General features: G+C 63.3%; 18 protein-coding genes. 6 read left to right on the top strand and 12 right to left on the bottom strand.

What is annotated here, in order from left to right; genetic code table 11:
* Positions 1–6: 6 nt before the first annotated feature.
* Genes glnP through VSR68_RS20660 form a run of 4 tightly spaced genes read left to right on the top strand, consistent with a single transcriptional unit; the run spans position 7 to position 3,442 of the window.
* A complete protein-coding gene (gene glnP / locus VSR68_RS20645) occupies positions 7–663 on the top strand; it encodes a glutamine ABC transporter permease GlnP (protein WP_342941620.1) in 657 nt (218 codons plus the stop codon).
* Entirely contained in the window at positions 660–1,400 is a 741-nt protein-coding gene (glnQ, locus tag VSR68_RS20650) for a glutamine ABC transporter ATP-binding protein GlnQ (protein WP_342941621.1), read from the top strand. Before glnP ends, glnQ begins: the two co-directional genes overlap by 4 nt.
* A gap of 10 nt (positions 1,401–1,410) precedes the next feature.
* Positions 1,411–2,487 carry a C45 family peptidase gene (locus tag VSR68_RS20655; protein ID WP_342941622.1) on the top strand — a complete coding sequence of 359 codons (1,077 nt, stop codon included), beginning with the start codon at positions 1,411–1,413 and terminating at the stop codon, positions 2,485–2,487.
* Positions 2,444–3,442: a MurR/RpiR family transcriptional regulator gene (locus tag VSR68_RS20660; RefSeq protein WP_342941623.1), complete on the top strand. Its 999-nt coding sequence runs from the start codon at positions 2,444–2,446 to the stop codon at positions 3,440–3,442. Before VSR68_RS20655 ends, VSR68_RS20660 begins: the two co-directional genes overlap by 44 nt.
* 363 nt (positions 3,443–3,805) lie before the next feature.
* Here the strand turns inward: VSR68_RS20660 and VSR68_RS20665 are convergent, their stop codons facing one another.
* The 7 genes from VSR68_RS20665 to VSR68_RS20695 form a co-directional block, all read right to left on the bottom strand.
* Positions 3,806–5,374, bottom strand: coding sequence for an AMP-binding protein (locus VSR68_RS20665; protein WP_342941624.1), 1,569 nt, complete (start codon positions 5,372–5,374; stop codon positions 3,806–3,808).
* A gap of 156 nt (positions 5,375–5,530) precedes the next feature.
* Complete coding sequence (locus VSR68_RS20670) at positions 5,531–6,676, bottom strand: acyl-CoA dehydrogenase family protein (RefSeq protein ID WP_342941625.1); 1,146 nt, start codon at positions 6,674–6,676, stop codon at positions 5,531–5,533.
* 242 nt (positions 6,677–6,918) lie between these two features.
* Complete coding sequence (locus VSR68_RS20675; protein WP_342941626.1) at positions 6,919–7,947, bottom strand: nitronate monooxygenase; 1,029 nt, start codon at positions 7,945–7,947, stop codon at positions 6,919–6,921.
* Between the two features lie 99 nt (positions 7,948–8,046).
* Complete coding sequence (gene cofC, locus VSR68_RS20680) at positions 8,047–8,673, bottom strand: 2-phospho-L-lactate guanylyltransferase (protein WP_342941627.1); 627 nt, start codon at positions 8,671–8,673, stop codon at positions 8,047–8,049.
* Positions 8,670–8,801: a hypothetical protein gene (locus VSR68_RS20685; protein ID WP_342941628.1), complete on the bottom strand. Its 132-nt coding sequence runs from the start codon at positions 8,799–8,801 to the stop codon at positions 8,670–8,672. Before VSR68_RS20685 ends, cofC begins: the two co-directional genes overlap by 4 nt.
* A complete protein-coding gene (npdG, locus tag VSR68_RS20690; protein WP_342941629.1) occupies positions 8,798–9,490 on the bottom strand; it encodes an NADPH-dependent F420 reductase in 693 nt (230 codons plus the stop codon). Before npdG ends, VSR68_RS20685 begins: the two co-directional genes overlap by 4 nt.
* Before the next feature lie 172 nt (positions 9,491–9,662).
* Positions 9,663–10,730: an LLM class F420-dependent oxidoreductase gene (locus tag VSR68_RS20695; protein ID WP_342941630.1), complete on the bottom strand. Its 1,068-nt coding sequence runs from the start codon at positions 10,728–10,730 to the stop codon at positions 9,663–9,665.
* A 695-nt stretch (positions 10,731–11,425) separates the two neighbouring features.
* Here VSR68_RS20695 and VSR68_RS20700 point away from each other — a divergent pair.
* Positions 11,426–11,959, top strand: a complete 534-nt coding sequence (locus tag VSR68_RS20700) for an acyltransferase (RefSeq protein WP_342941631.1) — start codon at positions 11,426–11,428, stop codon at positions 11,957–11,959.
* 141 nt (positions 11,960–12,100) lie between these two features.
* On the opposite strand, the gene VSR68_RS20705 is transcribed toward VSR68_RS20700, so the two are convergent.
* The 5 genes from VSR68_RS20705 to shiA all read right to left on the bottom strand — a co-directional run bounded on the left by VSR68_RS20705 (position 12,101) and on the right by shiA (position 18,755).
* A complete protein-coding gene (locus VSR68_RS20705; protein ID WP_342941632.1) occupies positions 12,101–12,787 on the bottom strand; it encodes a ProQ/FinO family protein in 687 nt (228 codons plus the stop codon).
* 321 nt (positions 12,788–13,108) lie between these two features.
* Positions 13,109–14,341: a porin gene (locus VSR68_RS20710; RefSeq protein ID WP_342941633.1), complete on the bottom strand. Its 1,233-nt coding sequence runs from the start codon at positions 14,339–14,341 to the stop codon at positions 13,109–13,111.
* Between the two features lie 186 nt (positions 14,342–14,527).
* Positions 14,528–16,435, bottom strand: coding sequence for a bifunctional sugar phosphate isomerase/epimerase/4-hydroxyphenylpyruvate dioxygenase family protein (locus VSR68_RS20715; protein WP_342941634.1), 1,908 nt, complete (start codon positions 16,433–16,435; stop codon positions 14,528–14,530).
* Positions 16,436–16,462: 27 nt separating this feature from the next.
* Positions 16,463–17,308, bottom strand: coding sequence for a 3-keto-5-aminohexanoate cleavage protein (locus tag VSR68_RS20720; RefSeq protein ID WP_342941635.1), 846 nt, complete (start codon positions 17,306–17,308; stop codon positions 16,463–16,465).
* A 139-nt stretch (positions 17,309–17,447) separates the two neighbouring features.
* Complete coding sequence (gene shiA / locus VSR68_RS20725) at positions 17,448–18,755, bottom strand: shikimate transporter (RefSeq protein WP_342941636.1); 1,308 nt, start codon at positions 18,753–18,755, stop codon at positions 17,448–17,450.
* Between the two features lie 364 nt (positions 18,756–19,119).
* On the opposite strand from shiA, the gene VSR68_RS20730 reads away from it, so the two are divergent.
* Positions 19,120–19,890, top strand: a complete 771-nt coding sequence (locus VSR68_RS20730; RefSeq protein WP_342941637.1) for an IclR family transcriptional regulator domain-containing protein — start codon at positions 19,120–19,122, stop codon at positions 19,888–19,890.
* The last annotated feature ends 11 nt before the right edge of the window (positions 19,891–19,901 follow it).

The raw sequence follows: 19,901 nt of genomic DNA on the forward strand, positions 1-19,901 counted from the left end.
GAAGTCATGCAGTTCGATCTGTCCGTCGTCGTCGATGCGCTGCCCGCGCTCTTGCAGGGCGCGCGGCTCACGGTGCTGATTACCATCGTGGGCCTCGCGGGCGGCATGCTCGTCGGCTTCCTGTTCGGCCTGATGCGCGCTTACGGCAACGCGCTCGTGCAGAAGATCGCATTCGCGTATGTCGAATTCGTGCGCGGCACGCCCATCGTCGTGCAGGTGATGTTCATCTACTTCGCGCTGCCCGTGCTGCTGAACGTGCGCGTCGATGCGATGACGGCCGCCGTCGTGTCGATCATCGTCAACTCGGGCGCGTATATCGCCGAGATCGTGCGCGGCGCGTTTCTGTCCGTGCCGCGCGGCCTGAAGGAAGCGGGCCTCGCGCTCGGCATGCCGATGTGGCGCGTGCTGGCGTTCGTCGTCGGGCCCGTCGCCGTGCGGCGCATGACGCCGTCGCTCGGCAACCAGTTCATCGTGAGCCTGAAGGATACGTCGCTCTTCATCGTGATCGGCGTCGGCGAACTGACACGCCAGGGTCAGGAGATCATGGCCTCGAACTTTCGCGCGGTCGAAATCTGGACGGCCGTGGCCGTCATCTATCTGTGCATGATCGGTGTGCTGACGTTCTGTCTGCGCACGATGGAAAAGAGGATGCGGATGCTATGAACGCGCTCGCCAACATGGTGGAATTCAAGCAGGTGACGAAGCGCTTCGGGCAGACGACAGTGCTCGACGGCGTCGATCTGGACATCCGCGCGGGCGAGGTCGTGGTGTTGATCGGTCCGTCGGGCTCGGGCAAGTCGACGCTCCTGCGCTGTATCAATGCGCTGGAGCATATCGACGGCGGCGATCTTATCGTCGACGGCATCAGCGTGCGGGGCGGGGCGAAAAAAGTCCGCGAGATCCGCAGGGAAGCGGGCATGGTGTTCCAGCAGTTCAATCTGTTTCCGCAAATGACGGCGCTCGAGAACGTCGCGTTCGGTCCGCGCCAGGTGCGCGGCACGGGCAAAAACGAAGCGCAGGCGCTTGCGCGCGAACTGCTCGCGAAGGTGGGCCTCGCGGCACGCGTCGATCACTACGCGAGCGAACTGTCGGGCGGACAGCAGCAACGCGTGGCGATTGCGCGCGCGCTCGCCGTGAAGCCGAAGCTGATGCTGTTCGACGAGCCGACTTCTGCGCTCGATCCCGAGCTGCGTCAGGAGGTGCTGCGCGTGATGCAGTCGTTGGCGGAAGAGGGGATGACGATGGTCGTGGTCACGCACGAGATGGCGTTCGCGCGCAAGGTCGGCACGCGGCTCATCTTCATGGAGCATGGACATATCACCGTCGACGGACCGCCCGCCGAACTGCTCGACAATCCGCCGAATCAGCGTCTGCGTGATTTCCTTCAACACGTCGAATAAATTCGCACACATGCCAGCACTCGGTTTCATCGAAATTTCCGGCTCGCCTTATGAGGCGGGCCAGGCGTTAGGGCGCTTCGGCGCGGACGCCGTGCATCGTCATCTGGTTCATACGTCCGCATGGCGCAACGTGATGCAATGGCGCGGCACGCCGATGGCCGCTGCGATGGCCGCGCACGTGCAGCAGCGGTTTCCGCGCATCTGGTTGGAGTTGCAAGGGCTCGCCGACGGCCTGCGCGTGCCCTTCGACGAAGTCTTTCTCTGGAACTGCCGCGGTGACGTCTGGGCCGCGTCGCCCGACGGATGCACGACGGTGCAGTTGCCGTCCGCTGCGGAAAAGCGCATCAGCCACAACGAAGACGGCGATCCCGGTTTCGCCGGACATTGCGCGCTTGCGGCGTGCCGCATCGACGGCAGTCCGGGGTTTGCGGCGTTCGTGTATCCGGGCTCGTTGCCGGGGCATACGTTCGCCGTGACGGACGCGGGTCTCGCTGTCACCGTCAACAATCTGCGGCAGCGCGGGGTCGAGGCGGGCGTGCCGCGCATGGTGCTCACGCGCGCGGTGCTGGATGCGTCGAGTGTCGATGCGGCGCTTTCCGTGCTGCGCGACAACCCGCGCGCGGGCGGCTTCCATCTGACGCTCGGGGCTTGCGCGAGTCCTGCGCTGCTGAGCGTCGAGTACAGCGCGCATGGCTTTTCGGCGCGAGAGATCACGCAGCCGTCGTTGCATGCGAATCACGCGATCCATCCGTCGATGCGCGGCTTCCCGCAGGTCGTGACAGATTCGTCGCGCGACCGGCAGGCACGCGGCGACGCGTTGCTGAACGAAGCGCGCGAGGAAGGGGGCAAAGCGGGACGCGCGCCCGATCCGCTTGCGATTCTCGCCGACACGGACGGCGCGTCGCTGCCGATCTATCGCGCCGATCCCGCCGACCCGGACGACGAAAACACGCTCGCCACCGCCGATATCGTGATCAGGGCATCTCACATAGAATGGGACGTTTATGAACAGCCAGGCAGGCCGCCACGGTATCGACTGATCGATGGACACAGACAAACGCAAGACGCGCCGCACGACTCTGAATGACGACGAGGCGAGGGCGCCGGAGACGACGGGAACCGCGCCGCGCAGCGTGGACGGACTGCGCGAACTGGTGGTGCGGATCGGGCGCGACGAGGCGGGTCTGTCGCTCGGCGGCAAGGCGCATACGGTGCTGGCGCGACTGCTCGAACGGCCGGAGGAAGTGGCAGTGCGCACCATCACCGATCTGGCGACGGCGCTGGACGTGAATGCGTCGACGCTCACGCGGCTCAGCACGAAGCTCGGCTATACAGGGTTCGCCGATTTTCAGAGCGTGTTTCGCGATTCGCTGGCGCAGCGCCATCGGCATTTCTATACGCATCAGGCAGAGCGGCTCGTCGCGGGGAAAAAGGCGCGCACGCAGACGCCTGTGAATGGCGGATCGTCGCCCGAAGTCGAGGTCGTCGCGCAACTCGCGCGCGAATCGATCGGTAACGTCGAGACATTTCTTGCGCGACTGTCGTCCGACGATTTGCGCAGCGCGGCGGCTTTGCTCGCGAGCGCGCCGCGGGTTCGCGTGCATGGCTTGCGGCAGTTCAGCGCGCTCGCGAGCTTTCTTTGCTACGGGCTCGGGATGATCCGTACGGATGTCGCGTTGCTCGACGCGCAAGGACTCGGCGTGGCCGAAGGACTCGCGCAACTGCAACCGGGCGACGTGGTGGTCGTGTCGAGCGTCGCGCCTTATACGCGCAGCGTCGCCGAGGCCGCCGTGGCTGCCGCCGAGGCCGGCATGACGGTGATCGCGATTACGGACACGCTTGCGTCTCCATTGGTGCCGCCCGCGCGCCACGCGTTTCTGATTCCCCACGACAGCAGCTTTTTCAGCAACAGCATGGGCGCGTATCTGATCTTTTGCGAAGGCTTGCTGAACCTGGTCGCGACGCATCTTGGGAAACGATCGTTGCAGGCGTTGTCGCGGCGCGAACGGTTGATTACGGCGTTGGGGATTGAGACGGGGTGATCTTTTTAGCGGGAACCGGTTGAGGGCTGTTGGTGGAGATTGGCAAAGAGCCGTAGCAAGCAGAGAGCCGCCAGCTTGCCAGCAACGGCGAAACGCGACATTTGTATTTAGCGGAAACCCGACATTTCTATTTGGGACCTACAAACGTTCGGGTGATAATTTATGTTATGTAAACTCACAAACACACAACAACAGAACTATCCCATCAACCCGATCCGACACGTCCATAAACCAGGCGCTTGAAAGGCCTCGGCCATTCACTCGAACAGCCGAAGCCATCGCCAACGCGATCCAGAACACGCGTCGGATGCAACTCACGCAAACTCCGACGCGCATCCGACCGTCGCCTCTAATCCTTGAGCCCTACGACACCATCCGCGCACGATCCTTCCAGTACCGCTCCCGAACCTGTCGACGCAGCACCTTCCCGACCACGCTCACCGGAAGCGATTGCACAAACTCAACCGATTTCGGCGCCTTGAAGCGGCCAAGACGGCCTTTGACATGCTCGATCAGTTCCTCCGGAGTCACCCGGGCGTCGCTCCGCAGCACGACCTCCGCATGCACGGCTTCGCCCCATTCCTCGTGCGGCACGCCGACCACAGCCGACATCTGCACGGCCGGATGCGAATTCAGCGCAGCCTCCACTTCGATCGCATACACGTTGAACCCGCCGGTGATGATCACGTCCTTCTTGCGATCGACGATATACAGGAAGCCCTGCTCGTCGATATAACCCATGTCGCCGGATTTCCAGTAACCGTCTTCGAACTCGGCGGCAGTGCCCTCCGGATTGTGCAAGTAGCCGGACACCGTGGCGCGCGAGCGAAGCCAGAACTCGCCAGTCTGGCCTTGCGCCACGTCCACGCCGTCATTTCCCACCACCCTGAGGTCCACGCCCGGCGCCACACGCCCGGCCGAGGCGAGTTGAGCATCGCTTGCCGCAAGATGATCGGCCTTCGTCAAGCACGTCACGGCCTGGAGGCATTCCGTCGAACCGTACTGCTGCACGAAGATATTGCCGAAGCGCTGCTGTGCCTGTCTGAGCTTGGCGGGACTCATCGGCGCGCCGCCGTAGGTCAGCGTGCGTAGCGACGAAAGATCGTGCTGCGCGGCCTCCTGCAATTCCAGCAGCCGGTAAATCAGGGTTGGGAGCAGCAGGCTGAAGGTGATCCGCTCGCGCTCGACATTGCTGCACCACAACTTGAGATCCGGCGTGTTCTGTGTGACCGAGCAGCCGCCGCGAAACAACGTCGGCAGCAAACCGAGACCGGAGCCGTGACTGATGGGCGCCATGTGCAGATAGCGGGTATCAGGCTCGTAGTGCTGCTCGAATTCCGCGTAAAACGAATCACGCGAGGCGAGCCAGTTGTCCATCGTGTACTGCGCACATTTGCTGTTCCCTGTCGTGCCGCCCGTAAAGCGGTACACCATGAGATCGTTGAATGCGTCGCTGACGACGCCCGGATTCGCATCCGATACGCCATCGAGAAGATTCCAGAAGTAGTACAGACCGTCGCGCGCGACGTCCACGGGATCCATGCAGACCACGGTCACGCCCGACTCATGCAACGTGTCGTAGTAACGATCGATCAGCGCGTTCTCCATGAACACGACTTTCGGACGGATGAATTCGAACTGCCGTCGATGTTCGTCCACGGAATCGCGGAAATTGGTCCACGCCGCGGTCGCCTCCCCCTTGAGCGTGGTCCACGCGTGCATCAGCGACAGATTGTCGTTTTCCAGCAGGCACATGAACACGTCGCCGCGGCGCAACATCAGACGCTCGCGCATCATGTTGACGATCTGGTTGGTGAGGCGATGCAGTTCCCGATAGGTATAGCGCCGCTGCCGCTCGATATTGACGAGTGCCTCGCGGTCGGCGAACCGGACGGCGAGCTTCTCCATGAGGTTCGCAAAATTGAGTTTCACGCGTTGTCTCCTTTTGTTTGTGCATCCGGTTTCTGGAAGATTCGACAGCCCTATCGATCCAGTTCGTACGCCTGATTGCGCCGCCCGGTCATCGATGCCGGACCTTTGCCCGAGAACGATCGGATCGGCTCACCCGATGATCCGACCGAACGGGGCTTAGACCAGGTTGCGAGCGATGATGAGCTTCTGGATGTGACTCGTTCCTTCGTAAATCTTGGTCACGCGCGCATCGCGGTAATAGCGCTCGACGGGGAAATCGGCGAGATAGCCGTAGCCGCCGTGAATCTGCAACGCATCCGAGCACACTTTTTCGGCGATCTCGCTGGCGTAGAGCTTCGCCATCGACGCTTCGGACGCGCACGGGATACCCGCCGTATGCAGTCTCGCTGCGTGAAGGACAAACTGATGCGCCACTGCGACCTGGGTCGCCATGTCGGCGAGATCGAACCCTACGCCCTGCAAATTGATAATGGGCGAGCCATAAGCTTCGCGTTCCCTCGCGTACTGCACGGCGGCTTCCAGTGCCGCGCGCGCGACCCCAACCGCGACGGCAGCAATCCCGATGCGCCCTTCGGAGAATCCGCCCATCAGCCGCTTGTAGGCAGTGCCCTCTTCGCCAAGAAGATTCTCGACGGGAACGCGGCAATTATCCAGTTGGATTTGCGCGACATGTGCCGAACGCTGTCCCAGTTTGTTTTCGACGCGCGCAACGACGTAGCCCGGCTCGCTGGGGTCGACGATGAACATGCTTCCGCCACCCTTCCCCGCGTTCTTGTCGGTAATGGCGAACGCAAAGGCGAAGCCGGCTTCGCTGCCGTTCGAGATGAACTGCTTCGTGCCGTTCAGCACGTAGTGATCGCCTTCGCGCCGGGCCGACGTGCGGAACGCCGCCGTATCGGAACCCGCCTGCGGTTCGGTCAGAAGCCCCGCGCCGATGGTCTTGCCGGATACCAGATCGGGAAGATAGCGCGCCTTCTGCGCGGCGTTGCCCTCGGAGGCGAGCATGCCGCCCATCGTGTTGTGAACGTGCAGGATCGTTGCGAATCCCGCATCGGCTGCCGCGAAGGCTTCGATCGCGAGACAGTACTCGACGAAGCTCGCGCCCGATCCGCCGTACTCGGGAGGAACCAGCATACCGAGAAATCCGAGCTCCGCTACCTGATTCAATTCGGCGCGTGGCCACGCGCACGTCCTGTCGCGTTCGGCGGCAGTCGGCGCCACGACTTCCGCCGCGACCTTTCTGGCCGTTTCGCGGATCATCAGCTCCTGCTCGCTGAGAAACGCCGCTGAATTGTCTTTCATAGTCTTTCCACCCGTTGGTTTCGTTTCAATATGGGATTGCGAATGCCGCCGATTCCAGACAGGATTGCGCTGTCGCATCGCCGCCGCCCTTGCGCGTTCCTTCTGTCGTCAAAAGAATGTCGATCGCCTTGTTGTTTTCCATTCCTTACTAATATCGATGCATCGCCGTCGTCGACCTGTCGCGATTCAATCCCGGTTACAGCATCCGACGGCGCGCCGCGTCGATATCGAACACGCGGCGATCAAGCCGACACCATCCGGTTCTGTATCTCTTCTGCTTCGTGGAGCGCTTGTTGAATGATCGCCGAGGCGGACAGCACCTCGTCGATCAGTCCCTGAACCTGTCCGATCGGCAAGATCCCGCGCTCCATGTCGCCTTTCCTGATGGACAGCAGCGTGGATTTCGTCAATGCGCCGATCTGCACTTGCTGCACCAGGTTCGCAGGCCGGGCGAGCGCCATTCTGAGAATCTGAGGCAACGACATGCCGAGCTGGGCGGCGCTCGCCAGCGCACTCGGCACGGCCTCGATGAAACTGATCGCGCGGCGAGCACGCTTGCGCGCGGCTCGCGTGTCCATCACACGGCATGGAATCCCGTCGAAGTTCGGGCTGTACAGCGTGTCGGCGACGCTCTTGCTGATCGCCGTGTCCTTTGCGTGCGCGTGCAGCGGGCTTTCGAGCGACAACGCGAAGCGCGTACCCATCGCGATGGCGTCGGCGCCGAGCGCCAGCGCCGCAATCAGCCCTCGCCCGTCAGCGAACCCTCCCGCCGCGATGATGGGCAGCTCCACGGCATCGCGCACGGCGGGCACGAGTGTCAGCGACGTCGCGGCGCCGCCATGTCCGGCCGCTTCGTGACCCGTCACGATCAACGCGTCGGCGCCAGCCGCTTGCGCGGCACGCGCATGCTTTTCGGTCGTCACCGTGCTGACGATCTTGCCGCCATAGGCGTGAACGGCATCGGTGATTTCCTTGCTTCGTCCAAGCGACAGATTCACGACGGGCACGCGCTCTTCCAGCGCGACGCGCACGTTCCCCGCCGCGAACGCCGTCAACATCGTGATGTTGATGCCGAACGGACGCGAGGTGATCGCGCGCACACGGCGAATGGACTCGCGCGTCGATTCGGGGGTCAAGGGAGCTGTCGCAAGAATGCCCAGCCCTCCCGCTTCGGAGACCGCGGCGACGAGTTCCGGTACGGCAATGTGGCTCATGCCCGAACAAATGATCGGATGCTCGATACCGAACAGTCGTGTGATACGGGTTTCCAAAGTTGATCTCCTTATTGGTTTGCATCGGGGCGTGTTCATGTTCAGACGGAACATCGGGCGCGCGGTGCGCCGCGCTCGGCTTGCGGTTCGCGTACGCCGCTACGCTGCCCGCGCGTGCGGCCACAGCCACGGCACGACGAAACGCAGCGCTTGCAGGTCGGCCGGCGTGTCGAGATCGACGGCAAGCCCCGGTCGCTGAATCTCGACGACCGGCAGGCCGTTTCGCGCCGCTGCGCTGCAGTGTCGCCCTGCACTGTCCTTGCCGAAGCTGAACGCGAACGGAACGTCGAGTGGCAGACATAGCGCGTTGGTGCCGCAACCCGTGTGGTCACGTGCAAGCGCGACGCCGGTGGCCTCGGGAGCGGCTGTCGCCAGCGCGATCAGATCGTCGGCGCACAGCAACGGCAGATCGCACGACACCGTCATCAGGCGTGATCCGCGATTCGTGGCCAGACAGGCGCGTGCTTCGTCGAGGGCGCCGTTCATCCCTGTGCGATTGCGCTCGATGAGCCACTCGACGCCCGCTCTCCGCGCCGCAGCCGCCACCTCGGCACAGCGCGTGACCACGAGCGTGCGTCCGCGTCCGGGAAACCGCGTGGCCTCGGCTAGCACATGCTCAAGCAGCATCGTGTTGAGACGAACGCGTTCGTGCTCGCTCAATACGTCGGCGAGGCGTTGCTTGCCGTCGCGTATCGATCGAACGGGTACGACGAGCCAGGGTTTCATGCGTACGCTCTCAGGCTGGACCGATCGAGTGCGTCGAGCACGCGTGCCGCGAGATCGTCGCCTGCCGATGCAAGCGGGACGGCTGCCAGTGCCGTCGAGATGATCTGCTTCGGTTGCCGCAGCTTCATTGCTCGCGCGCGTGAGGATCGGCTTCGAAACCGGTGATACGAATGCCCGCACCCGGAATCTTGTAGCGCGAATTGATGGCGATGAGCACCGATGTCAATGCCTCGGCGGCCGCGGCGTTGCAGATGGGCCCCGCATGGTACGCACGCAGGCCGATCGCGCGCGCGAGACCGATCACGGTGTCACGTGCGTCGATGTCGTCGCCGCACACGAGCACGTCGCATTCGACCTCATGCGCAAGATCGCGCAGATGATGCGCCGAGACGTTCTGGAATGCCGCGACAACGCGCACGTCCGCGCCGAGATGCGCCTGCATCTGCGCGACGGCCGAACCGCCCTCGGGCAGTTGCACGCGCGCGACCTTGGGCGGAACGAGCGGCACGGTCGCGTCGATCAGAATCTTGCCGCCGAGACTGCTGCGCACTTCATCGGCCGTGGCGCGTGCAGCCGCATACGGCACCGTCAGCACGACGATGTCAGCTGCCTGTGCGGCAGTCGGATTGTCCTGCCACGTCAGCGCCGCGCGCCCGAGTACGTCGTTCAGTTCGGCACATATGCGCGCACCCTTCTCTGCATTGCGCGAGCCGATGATGACCCTGTAGCCGGCCTGCGCCCAGCGCAATGCGAGGCCGCTACCTTCATTACCCGTTCCGCCCAGCACGGCGATCGTCGGTTTTTGCTGTTGCTCCATGTTGCCCTTCGCGTGTCTGTTCGATTCCCGCGACCTGAATCGCCGCGTCGTGTTGGCTATGCGCACTTCGGCGCCGCGCACGTTTCGGTGCGCAACTCGAGTCCGGACATGTCACGCTCCGGCGACGTGTCGCCAGTCCCGCTCGTGCCCGCTCAAGCGATGGTCGATCCCGTCAATCGAGGTTCAATGTCACGCAGCCGGAGCGCTTCGCGATATCGACGAACGCTCGCAGCTGCGACATCCGCTCCTCGAAATTGCTCGTCTCGAACATCGGAATGACCGTATGGGCACCGGCGGCCTGATACGCGTGCAACCGTTCCGCGATCCGGTCAGCGGGGCCGCAAAGCGTCACCATGTCGACGAGTTCATCGGGCAGAAGCGCTGCTGCCTCGGCCTTGCGGCCAGACAGATAAAGCTCCTGGACCTGTTCGGCGACGTCGGCATAGCCATACGAGCTCACGAGCGTCTTGTAGAAGTTGTTTTCCTTCGAGCCCATGCCACCGACGTACAACGCAAGCCTCGGCCGCATCGTGTTGCGTGCCCGTTCAAGGTCGTCGTCGATATGAACGATCACGTTGACCATGACGTCGATCGCGGACGGGTCGCGGCCGGCCGCGCGCGCGCCCGCCTCCAGCGGCGCGCGCAGCGTCGCTGCGTGCTCGGGAGCGAACCAGAATGGGAGCCAGCCGTCGGCGATCTCGCCGCACAATTCGATGTTCTTCGGACCGAGCGCGGCGAGCAGAATGGGCACAGCGGGACGCACTGGGTGCATGATCAGCCTGAGCGGCTTGCCCTCGGTCCCTGGCAGCGGCAGACGTATCGTCTCGCCGTGATACTCGAGCGGCTTGTCGCGGCGCAGAATCATGCGGATCACTTCGACATACTCGCGGGTGCGCAGCAGCGGCTTTGCGAACGGCACGCCATGCCAGCCCTCCGAGACTTGCGTGCCACTTGGGCCCAGGCCCATCAGCAGGCGTCCGTTGGACAGCCAGTCCAGCGTCGCGGCCGTCTGTGCCGTCATGGCAGCCGTTCGGCCAGGAATCGCAAAGATGCCCGCCCCGATCTGAATGCGCTTCGTGCAGGCCGCAAGCGCAGCGAGGACCGTTGCCGCGTCGTTGCCATACGGCTCGCCAACCCACAGCGAACGGTAGCCGAGTCGCTCCGCCTCCTGTGCGAATTCGATTTCCTGGCCTGGTGTAAAGAGGGTGGCGATATACCCCATGTTGATGCCGATATACATGCTGCTCGTCTCCTGTTCGACTCGACCGGGTTCGGGGATTGCTGACGTTATTAAGGGCAGTTCGTGGCGCAATGCTATGCCAATACGTTTCGTGCGCACCCTGTCCTTTGAGGGGGTAGCGGCGCATGCAGTCCACCGCTAGTCGCCGCTTTCAGGGCGTGTCGGACCGCCCGGCAAAGCGTCACAGAACAGCGATGCGCGAGTGATTCGGGCGATGGAAGACATGCGCGCAGTTGCACGCGCGAAGGTGGTCAAGGAAAGAGCACATGGTGTGTCGAGGCTACGCGTTCCCTGTAGCGAACGGCGTTGCGTCATGCATGGCGAATAGCCGGATCACCCGCATCCGATGGCAGGCGTCGATCCAGCGCAGATCAAGGCGAAAAGGGGAACATTCCGACACGCATCGCGATCACGTCGACGTTGCGGCGCACGACGCCTGAATTCGCGCCAAAACCCCCTCTGAATAGGCCACTTGGAGGATCGAGCGGTCTCGCCGGTGCAAGCGATCGGTAAGATCACACTTTTAGTCGAACCAGGCGGTTCGATGGCGACGGCCCATCGAGCGAGCCGGGATTATCGACATGTCCTTCAAAGAACGGCTGAGGTCAGAACAACCCGACCGCGCGTGCGTCCCACCAGCACGTCGACGTTCGACCGCGCGACGACGCACGATGCGCGGTAATCAAGGCGGAACGATGAAGCTACTGACGGCACTGAAACGACACATCTTCATGAGCCTCGGCAACATGATGCCGATGTACGGCCCTTTCAATCGCACGCGCGCTTCGATGTATCGCACGGCGGGCATGGTGATCGGCAAGGACGTGACGATCATCGGACCGCTGAATGTCGAGATGAGCCTCAACGAGGAAACGATCGGCGGCATTTCGATCGGAGACCGCGCGTATCTGAACGCCGATACGCGCCTCGCCTGTCGCAACAGCCGGATCTCGATCGGCGTCGATGTGCAGATCGGACCGCGTGTGTCGTTCGAGACGGCAACGCATGGTCTCGTGTTCGAGCCCGTGCTCGGACGCGGACTGGATCATCAGGAGATCCGGATCGAAAACAAGGTATGGATCGGTGCGGGCGCCACTATTTTGCCCGGCGTGACGATTCACGAGGCGGCGGTGGTTGCCGCCGGGGCCGTCGTGACGAAGGATGTGCCGGCCTATACGCTCGTCGGCGGCGTGCCGGCACGAAAAATCAAGGATATCGAGCGCACGTGAGGCGTGCGGCGCGCGCTGCATGACGGAGAAATGGGCGGCGAGGATGTGTCGCCCGATTCGTCATTGCTCGGGTGACTTACTTCCCCGCCGTTTCGCTGCCCTTTCGCGGCCCTTTCGCTGCCCCGCTCCGCGAACCGGCTATCAGTCGCGAGCCTGATCAGCGTCAGAAGACGCCTTGCCTTCATCGGCGGCAGTGCTTTCCGGCTCCGGCTTGCCACCTTCCTCCGCAGCCTTCGCGACGGCATTCGCCTCGGCCTCCGGCTTGGCGGGCTTCGTCCGTCCGCCCGAGCGACGGCGCGCAAACGCCGAATCCGATGCCGTGACCTTGCCGGTTTCCGTACCGGTCAAATCGACGCGCGGCGCGCCTTCCGTCAGGCTTGCCCAATAGCGGCTGCCGCGGCACCAGGTGCTCACGGCGTCGCGGATTTCCTGCTCGGTCAGCTTCAGTTCGCCCGCTTGCGCAAGCAGATCTTCGAGAATGCCGATCTTCAGCGCCACCTTCGGCGCAGGATTCTTCGGAAACGCCAGCGGAAAGCGCTTTTGCAGTTTGCCGATGGTATGCACGACGGGATCGACGGGATTTTGCCGCGCGGCCGGCCGCGCCTGCGCCTGCTTGCCCGCCGGCGCCTGCTTACCCGCTGGCTTGCCTGCCGGCTTCGCGGCAGGCTTTGCCGCCGGCCTGGCGTCCCGGGGTTTTGCGTCCTTCGCTTTGGCATCCTTGGCGCCCGCCGGGGCCGCCTGCTCTTTCGCCGCCTGCTTTTGCTTGCGCTGCGCGTTTGCCTGTTTGGCGAGTTCGTCCCTCAGCTTCGCCAGTTGTTCAAAGCCCATGTGTTCACCTGTATTGCAATGACGCAGGATTGTAGCAGCCGATGAGCATCTTCATCCCGGCTGGCCACCCACTGCCGTGCACTTATCATGCACTTTCTTGATGGCCCTTTCTTGATGCTCCCCGCGATATGCGTGCTTTCGCCGTGGAGCGCGCGACGCGCGGCAGTAGCCGACGCCCTAAGCAAACAGCGGTCCTGATACGCGCGAAACGCAGTGAAGTTATCACCGCATGCGATTCTGCGCGAGATTCACGCATAAAAAACAAAAGCGCCGCAAGCGCGGCGCTTTTTGCTGCTTCCGATGCATGAACAACGATCGGCATCAGAACCGATGCACGATACCCACGCCCACGCCGACCATGCTGCGCGATGACGAAGGCGACGAGTTGAAGCCATCGCCGAGCGTCGCGGTCGCGTTGATGATGTTGCCTGCGCCGTTGTTGCCGAGCGTCTGTCCGTTCGCGCGCTGATACGCCTCCAACGCGTACAGTCCCGTGCGCTTCGACAGCGAGTAGTACTCGGACAGGTTGAACTGCTGATACTGCGCGCTGCTCGTGATGCCGTTGGCCTTCGTCGCGCGCGTGTAGCTGTAGCCCGTCGCGAAGTCCCATGAGGCTGTCGGCTTCCAGTGCAGCACAATGCCGCCCGTGTTCCAGATCGCCTCGCTGTGGAACGCCGAGCCGGTGCCGGGAATGTACTGCACGTTCGTGTACGTCGCCGTGATGTCGAACTGGCTGTTGAACGTGTAGCCCAGACCGACTGCAAAGCGTTGCTGCGCCTGCGCCGTGCGGTAGCCGTTGGTCACGGCCGAGACGCCCGTCTGCGCGCCCGCATTCGACGTCGTCGAATCGGCGCCGAATGCGCCGCCGCCGACCGTCGAGTTGTTGATCCGCGAGAAGCCGACTGCAACGCCGACAGGCCCCTGCGCATACTGGATCGCCGTGCTCCACGTCGAGCCCTGGTTAACGCTGCCCGGTACGCCGGCAAACGAATACGAGCCGCTGAACTTGAAGCCGTAGAGCGTCGGCGACATGTACAGCAGCGTGTTGTTCGCGCGATAGATCGTGTCGAGGCCATCGAGATCGCCGGGGTGCGCGCCGTAGAAGCCGGTGAGCCAGGTCGTCGGGCTATACGGCGACAGCAGCTGGTAGTACGACGCGTATTGACGGCCTGCCGTCAGCGAACCATACGTGGCGTTCGTCACGCCGACGAAGGCCTGGCGGCTGAACATCAGGTTGGTCGTCGACATCGCGCCGTTGTTGCCGCTGAAGCCTTCTTCCAGTGTGAAGATCGCCTTCGTGCCGCCGCCCAGATCTTCCGCGCCCTTCAGGCCGAAGCGGCTGCCCGCCCACACGCCCGTGATCATCTTGAACGCCGAGTGGCCGCCCGACGTCGAACCGAGCGTCGTCGAGCTCGACTGATAGCCGATGCCGTTATCGACGATGCCGTACAGCGTCACGCTGCTCTGCGCGAACGCGGGTATCGACGCCACCATCGCTGCGCCGGCCAGTGCCGCTTTGAGTTCGGGGTAACGTCCGGGGTAACGTCTTTTCATCTCCAAGTCCTCTTATGTTTGACTGTTATGACGATGCTTTGCATTGCGTGTCGGCGGCGAACAAACGAACGGACACACGAAGACCGTCGCCGCCAGTGCTGCGTGGTGTTGCAGGAAAAACTGAATTAATGCGGGAAAACAGGGGTAATGCGAGGACCGCTAAGGGTTACTGCCAAGGCGCACCTTTCACGTCGTCGAGCCGTTCTTGCGTTGAGCTTGTGCAGCGAGCCGCACGGGTGCGTTGACTGCGCCGTAGCCGTCGTATCCGCCCGCGCGCTGGACGACCTCGAGAAAGAAGCGGCCGTCCATCTGCTCGGTGTAGACATGGAAAAACTCGCCGCCTTGCGCATCCCTGTCGTAGAGGACGTGGGCATCGCGCATCTTCGTCACCGTGCCATCAGGGAAATCGTAACGTGCTTCAAGGTCATCGTAATAGTTTGTCGGGATCCTCAATAGCCGAACGTCGCGTGCGCGCAACTGTTCGACGGCGGCGAAGATGTCGTCGGTGACGAAGGCCACGTGACTCAGGCCCGAGCCGCGATACGTATGCAACGACTCCGCAACGGACGTATGCCCGTCTTGCGATGCGTTCAGCACGATGCGCACGGAGCCGTCGGCGCTGCGCACCGCGCGGCTGCGCACGAGTCCATAAGGATCGGGCAGCAGCCACGCGGGTTCGGCCTCGAAACCGAACACGGCCTTGAAGTACAGGACCCAGGTGTCGAGCGCATCGGCGGGCAGGTTCAGGCACACGTGATCGATGCGTTCGAGTGCGCCCCGCTCTGCGGGCGAATGCGCGGCATCGGGCGTGGGCGGGTTCAGAACGAAGTCGGCTTCGTAGAGCGTGGGCTCGTCAGGCCGCGCATCGACGAAGTAATGCAGGCTGCCATCGGGCGCACGCACGCTGGGCACGACGCGCTCGTTTGGCCCGACGCGGCCCGAAAACGGTGCATAGCCGAACGACGTCGCGCGCTCGAACACGCGCGCCGCGTCGTCGACCTGAAACGCCGACGCGCACAACGACAAGCCATGCGTATGAAAGAACGCGCTGGCGAACGAATCGGTCTCGGCGTTGAGCACGATCGACGCATCGCCTTGCTGATAGAGCGTCACGTCTTTCGACCGATGCCGGCCCGCGGCATGAAATCCCGCTTCGGCAAAGCGTTGCGCAAGACGTGGCGCGCTTGTCGAATCGACGGCGAACTCGATGAACTGAAAACCCGAAATCGACGGCGGCGCGGGCGGCGTGAACAGAGGCTGCTGTAGCGCGGGCGTGACGCGTCGCTGCGCGGCCTGCTCTTCGAGATACAGCAGCGAGCGATAGCCGTCCGCGGCCGTCGCGGCTGTCGGCGCGGCACGAAAGCCGTCGTTGAAAATCTCCAGCGAAAACGGCCCTCGATAACCCGTTGCGAGCACGCGATCCGCGAAGCCCGCCACGTCGAAGTCGCCCTGCCCGGGAAAGCATCGATAGTGGCGGCTCCATTCGAGCACGTCCATCTTCTGCAGCGGCGCGTCCGCGATCTGCACGAACGCGATGCGTTCGCCCGGAATGTCGGCGATGGGATCAATAGGGTCGCCGATCGACAGCGTATGGAAGCTGTCGAGTATCACGCCGAGGCTTGGATGATCGACGGCATCGACGAGCCGCCATGCGTGACGATACGAATTCACGTGCTTGCCCCACGCGAGTGCTTCGAAGCCGACGCGCACGCCTTCGCGCTCGGCGAGCGATGCAAGCTGGCCGAGCTGATCGACGATCAGCGCATCGTCCGCGATCACGTTTGCATTGACGTTGCTGCACACGAGCACGAGATCGGTGCCGAGCTCGTGCATCAGCTCGAACTTGCGCTGCGCGCGGTTCAGGTTCTGCGCCAGCCGTTCCTTCGATACACCCTCAAAATCGCGAAACGGCTGGAACAGCATGATTTGCAGGCCGAGATCGGCACAACGCTTGCGGATGTCGGCGGGCGAGCCGTCGAAATACAACAGGTCGTTCTCGAAGATCTCGACGCCGTCGAAGCCCGCTGCGCGAATCGCGGCGAGCTTCTCGACGAGCGTGCCGCTGACCGACACGGTGGCAATGGAGCGAAGCATGGGTATGACGTCAGTGAAGATTCGTTTCTATGCAGCGGGCTTGAGCGACAGCAGCTCGCGAGCCTGTTTCGCGGTCGCGACGGGACGGCCGAATTCATCGCACAGCTTCGCGACGCGCTCGACCAGTTGCGCGTTGCTCTTCGCAAGCGTGTCCTTGTCCCAGCGCACGTTGTCTTCGAGACCCGTGCGGCAATGGCCGCCCATTTCGAGCGTCCAGTAGTTCACTTCGAGCTGGTGACGGCCGATGCCCGCTGCCGTCCACGTTGCCGTCGGCAGCAGCTTGTGCAGTTGCGCGACTTCGAATTCGAGAATTTCGCGCCGCGCGGGCAACGCGTTCTTCACGCCCATCACGAACTGCACGTGAACGGGCTCTTTCAACAGCCCTTGCTGAACCAGATCGACGGTGCTGTACAACATCGCGAGATCGAAGATTTCGATTTCGGGCTTCACGTCGTAGTCGAGCATCGACTGCGCGAGCGCGCGAACGAAATCGGGCGGGTTCTCGTAGACGGTCGTCGGAAAGTTCACCGAGCCCGTCGCGAGCGAGGCCATGTCGGGGCGCAGGTCCAGCATTGCGCCGCGCTGCTCGAACGAACGGCCGCGGCCGCCCGTCGAGAACTGGATGATGATGTCGGGGCAGTGCTTGCGGATGCCTTCCTGAAGCTCTGCGAAAAGGTTGCGGTCGGAACTCGAGCGCTCGTCTTCGTCGCGCACGTGAAGATGAACGAGCGTCGCGCCCGCTTCATACGCCTCGTGCGTGCTCTCGATCTGCTCGGGCACCGAGATCGGCACGGCCGGGTTGTCCTTCTTGCGCGGCACGGAGCCCGTGATCGCAACGGAGATGATGCAAGGCTGATTCGGATCGTGATTCATGGCAAGACCTTCTTCGATGAAACGCGTGATGCTGCGCGCCGCGTTCTACTTATCGTTCGCAAGCCGCGGCGCTGTGCTCGCGTGCGATGTTCGCGTGCGGTATCTCTGATGCTCTCGCAGGCGTTGCGAAGTCCGCGCTTCAGCGCGTCTTCATCTTCCACGCAACCAGCACCGACAGCAGACAGCCGATCGCCAGATACGCGGCGACGGGGTGCCACGAGCCGCCCGCCATGCTGACCAGCGCGACCGCGATGAACGGCGTGAAGCCGCCGCCGACCACGCTCGCCACCTGATAGCCGACGCCCGCGCCGCTGTAGCGGAACTCGGTGCCGAAGAGCTCGGTGAACATCGGTTGCTGGACGCTCACCACCATGTCGTGCGCGACGTTCGCGAGCATCACGGCGAAGACCACGATCCACAGTGTCGAGCGCGCATCGAGCGCGAGAAAGAACGGCACGGCCGACAGCATGCCGATCACGGCGCCCGTGATATAGACGCGGCGGCGGCCGAAGCGGTCTGCTGCGAGCGCGAAGAGCGGGATCGTCACGATGCTGACCGCGCCGACCAGCAGGCCGACGTTCAGGAAGAACTGACGCGGCATGCCGAGGTTGCTCGTCGAATAGCTGAGCGCGAAGGCCGTCACGATGTACATCGTGAACAGCTCCGCGAGACGCAGCGCGATGATCAGCAGGAACGCCTTCGGGTTCTCGCGCAACGCGTCGAAGAGAGGCAGGCGCGCGCGGTGATGCGTCTTCTCGACCTTCTCGACGAACTCCTTCGACTCCTCCATGCTCGATCGCACCCACAGGCCGATCAGCACGAGCACCACGCTGAACACGAACGGGATGCGCCAGCCCCACGCCTTGAATGCATCGTTGTCGAGCGTCGACGTGAGGATCGACACGATGCCTGTCGCGAGAATCAGCCCGACACCGTAGCCGACCTGCACGCCGCTGCTATAGAACGCCTTCTTCTTTTCGGGTGCGCTCTCGACGGCCATCAGCGCTGCCCCGCCCCACTCTCCGCCGACCGCGAAGCCCTGGATCGCGCGCAGCAGCACCAGCAGCACGGGCGCCCACCAGCCGATCGAAGCGAACGTCGGCAGCAGGCCGATCAATGCAGTGGAGAGGCCCATCATCATCACAGTCAGCACGAGCATGCGCTTGCGGCCCAGGCGGTCGCCATAGTGGCCGAACACGAAGCCGCCGAGCGGACGAAACAGAAAGCCGACGCCGAACGTGCCGAACGCCGCGAGCGTGCCCATCGCGGGACTGATGTTGGGGAAGAACTCGGCGTTGAAGATCAACGCGGCGACGATGCCGTACAGCAGAAAGTCGTACCAGTCGACGACGGCGCCGACGAAGCTGCCGAGAGCGGCCTTGCGCGCGCGGCTTTTTTCGGCGCTCACGTATGTCGGGGATTCGGTGGAACGAATGGCGGAAGTCATGACGGATGTCTCGGATATCGTGTTTGCAGCGCGGGTTGCTGAGCCGGGCGCTGAAAGTGGCTCAAGAATAGGCAGGCGTCAGTGCGCGAGCAATGCTCCCGACGACGAAAGCGTTCGATAATCGCACGCGCTTGTGCGCTCAGCGCGCGCTTTTCGGGTTAGCACCAGGCGGGGCATCGGGGCGGTCATCGCGTGTCTCCAGGGTTTTGTCGGGTGTTCGAGGCGTCGGCCGCGTGTCGGCTGTGGGTCGGCGCGTGATTGGATGCTATGAGGGAAACACGCGCTGACCCAAGAACAAAACGCATCGTTCGCGCGATAATCGCGCGTACAGATGCGTTAAACGCGCAAAATAAGGGTAATTGCTATGAACCGACCGCCACTGGACAAACGGGACTGGATCGCCGGCCTCGAAAAAGGGCTCGCCATTCTCGAGTCGTTCGACAGCGAACACGCGCGCCTCACGCCGAGCCAGGCCGCGCAACTGACGGGCATGACGCGCACGGCCGCGCGCCGCTATCTGCTGACGCTCGAACATCTCGGCTACGTGCAGGGCGACGGCAAGCTGTACGGACTGACGCCGCGCGTGCTGCGCGTCGGCTGGTCGTATTTCGACTCCGCGCGTCTGCCGAAGACCGTGCAGCCCTATTTGCAGCAACTGAGCGCGACGATCAACGAGTCGGTTTACGTGAGCGTGCTCGACGGCTGGGAGCTGGTGTTCATCGCGCGCAACGGCACGTCGCGCGTGATGACGACGGGCTTCGTGCTCGGCGCGCGCGTGCCTGCCCCGCTCACGTCACCGGGCGTCGTGCTGCTCGCGTATCACCGCGATCAGGAAGCGATGCAGGCGTGGCTCAACGAAACCGAGCTTGCGCCCTTCACGCCGCACACGGTGACGAACAAGACGGGGCTGCTGGAAAAGATCCGCCGCGCGCAGGCCGATGGCTTCGCTGTGATCGAGCAGCAACTCGATATCGGCGTGCGCGGCGTCGCCGTGCCGATGAAGAACCGCCACGGCGAAGTGGTCGCGGCGCTCAGCACGAACATGCCGATGGGCAAGGAAACGACGGAAGCCGCGTTGAATCGCGTGTTGCGTCCGTTGCAGGAGTCGGCACTCTCGATGCTCAACGTCCTATAGTGAATGAACGG

Origin of the sequence: Paraburkholderia phymatum (genome assembly GCF_038900715.1) — a bacterium.
Lineage (GTDB): Bacteria > Pseudomonadota > Gammaproteobacteria > Burkholderiales > Burkholderiaceae > Paraburkholderia > Paraburkholderia phymatum_A.

Bases quoted from the DNA above. Each gene is read 5' to 3' on its own strand.
- glnP (WP_342941620.1), top strand. From the start codon at position 7: ATGCAGTTCGATCTGTCCGTCGTCGTCGATGCGCTGCCCGCGCTCTTG.
- glnQ (WP_342941621.1), top strand. From the start codon at position 660: ATGAACGCGCTCGCCAACATGGTGGAATTCAAGCAGGTGACGAAGCGC.
- VSR68_RS20655 (WP_342941622.1), top strand. From the start codon at position 1,411: ATGCCAGCACTCGGTTTCATCGAAATTTCCGGCTCGCCTTATGAGGCG.
- VSR68_RS20660 (WP_342941623.1), top strand. From the start codon at position 2,444: ATGGACACAGACAAACGCAAGACGCGCCGCACGACTCTGAATGACGAC.
- VSR68_RS20670 (WP_342941625.1), bottom strand. From the start codon at position 6,676: ATGAAAGACAATTCAGCGGCGTTTCTCAGCGAGCAGGAGCTGATGATC.
- cofC (WP_342941627.1), bottom strand. From the start codon at position 8,673: ATGAAACCCTGGCTCGTCGTACCCGTTCGATCGATACGCGACGGCAAG.
- VSR68_RS20685 (WP_342941628.1), bottom strand. From the start codon at position 8,801: ATGAAGCTGCGGCAACCGAAGCAGATCATCTCGACGGCACTGGCAGCC.
- npdG (WP_342941629.1), bottom strand. From the start codon at position 9,490: ATGGAGCAACAGCAAAAACCGACGATCGCCGTGCTGGGCGGAACGGGT.
- VSR68_RS20695 (WP_342941630.1), bottom strand. From the start codon at position 10,730: ATGTATATCGGCATCAACATGGGGTATATCGCCACCCTCTTTACACCA.
- VSR68_RS20700 (WP_342941631.1), top strand. From the start codon at position 11,426: ATGAAGCTACTGACGGCACTGAAACGACACATCTTCATGAGCCTCGGC.
- VSR68_RS20705 (WP_342941632.1), bottom strand. From the start codon at position 12,787: ATGGGCTTTGAACAACTGGCGAAGCTGAGGGACGAACTCGCCAAACAG.
- VSR68_RS20710 (WP_342941633.1), bottom strand. From the start codon at position 14,341: ATGAAAAGACGTTACCCCGGACGTTACCCCGAACTCAAAGCGGCACTG.
- VSR68_RS20715 (WP_342941634.1), bottom strand. From the start codon at position 16,435: ATGCTTCGCTCCATTGCCACCGTGTCGGTCAGCGGCACGCTCGTCGAG.
- VSR68_RS20720 (WP_342941635.1), bottom strand. From the start codon at position 17,308: ATGAATCACGATCCGAATCAGCCTTGCATCATCTCCGTTGCGATCACG.
- shiA (WP_342941636.1), bottom strand. From the start codon at position 18,755: ATGACTTCCGCCATTCGTTCCACCGAATCCCCGACATACGTGAGCGCC.
- VSR68_RS20730 (WP_342941637.1), top strand. From the start codon at position 19,120: ATGAACCGACCGCCACTGGACAAACGGGACTGGATCGCCGGCCTCGAA.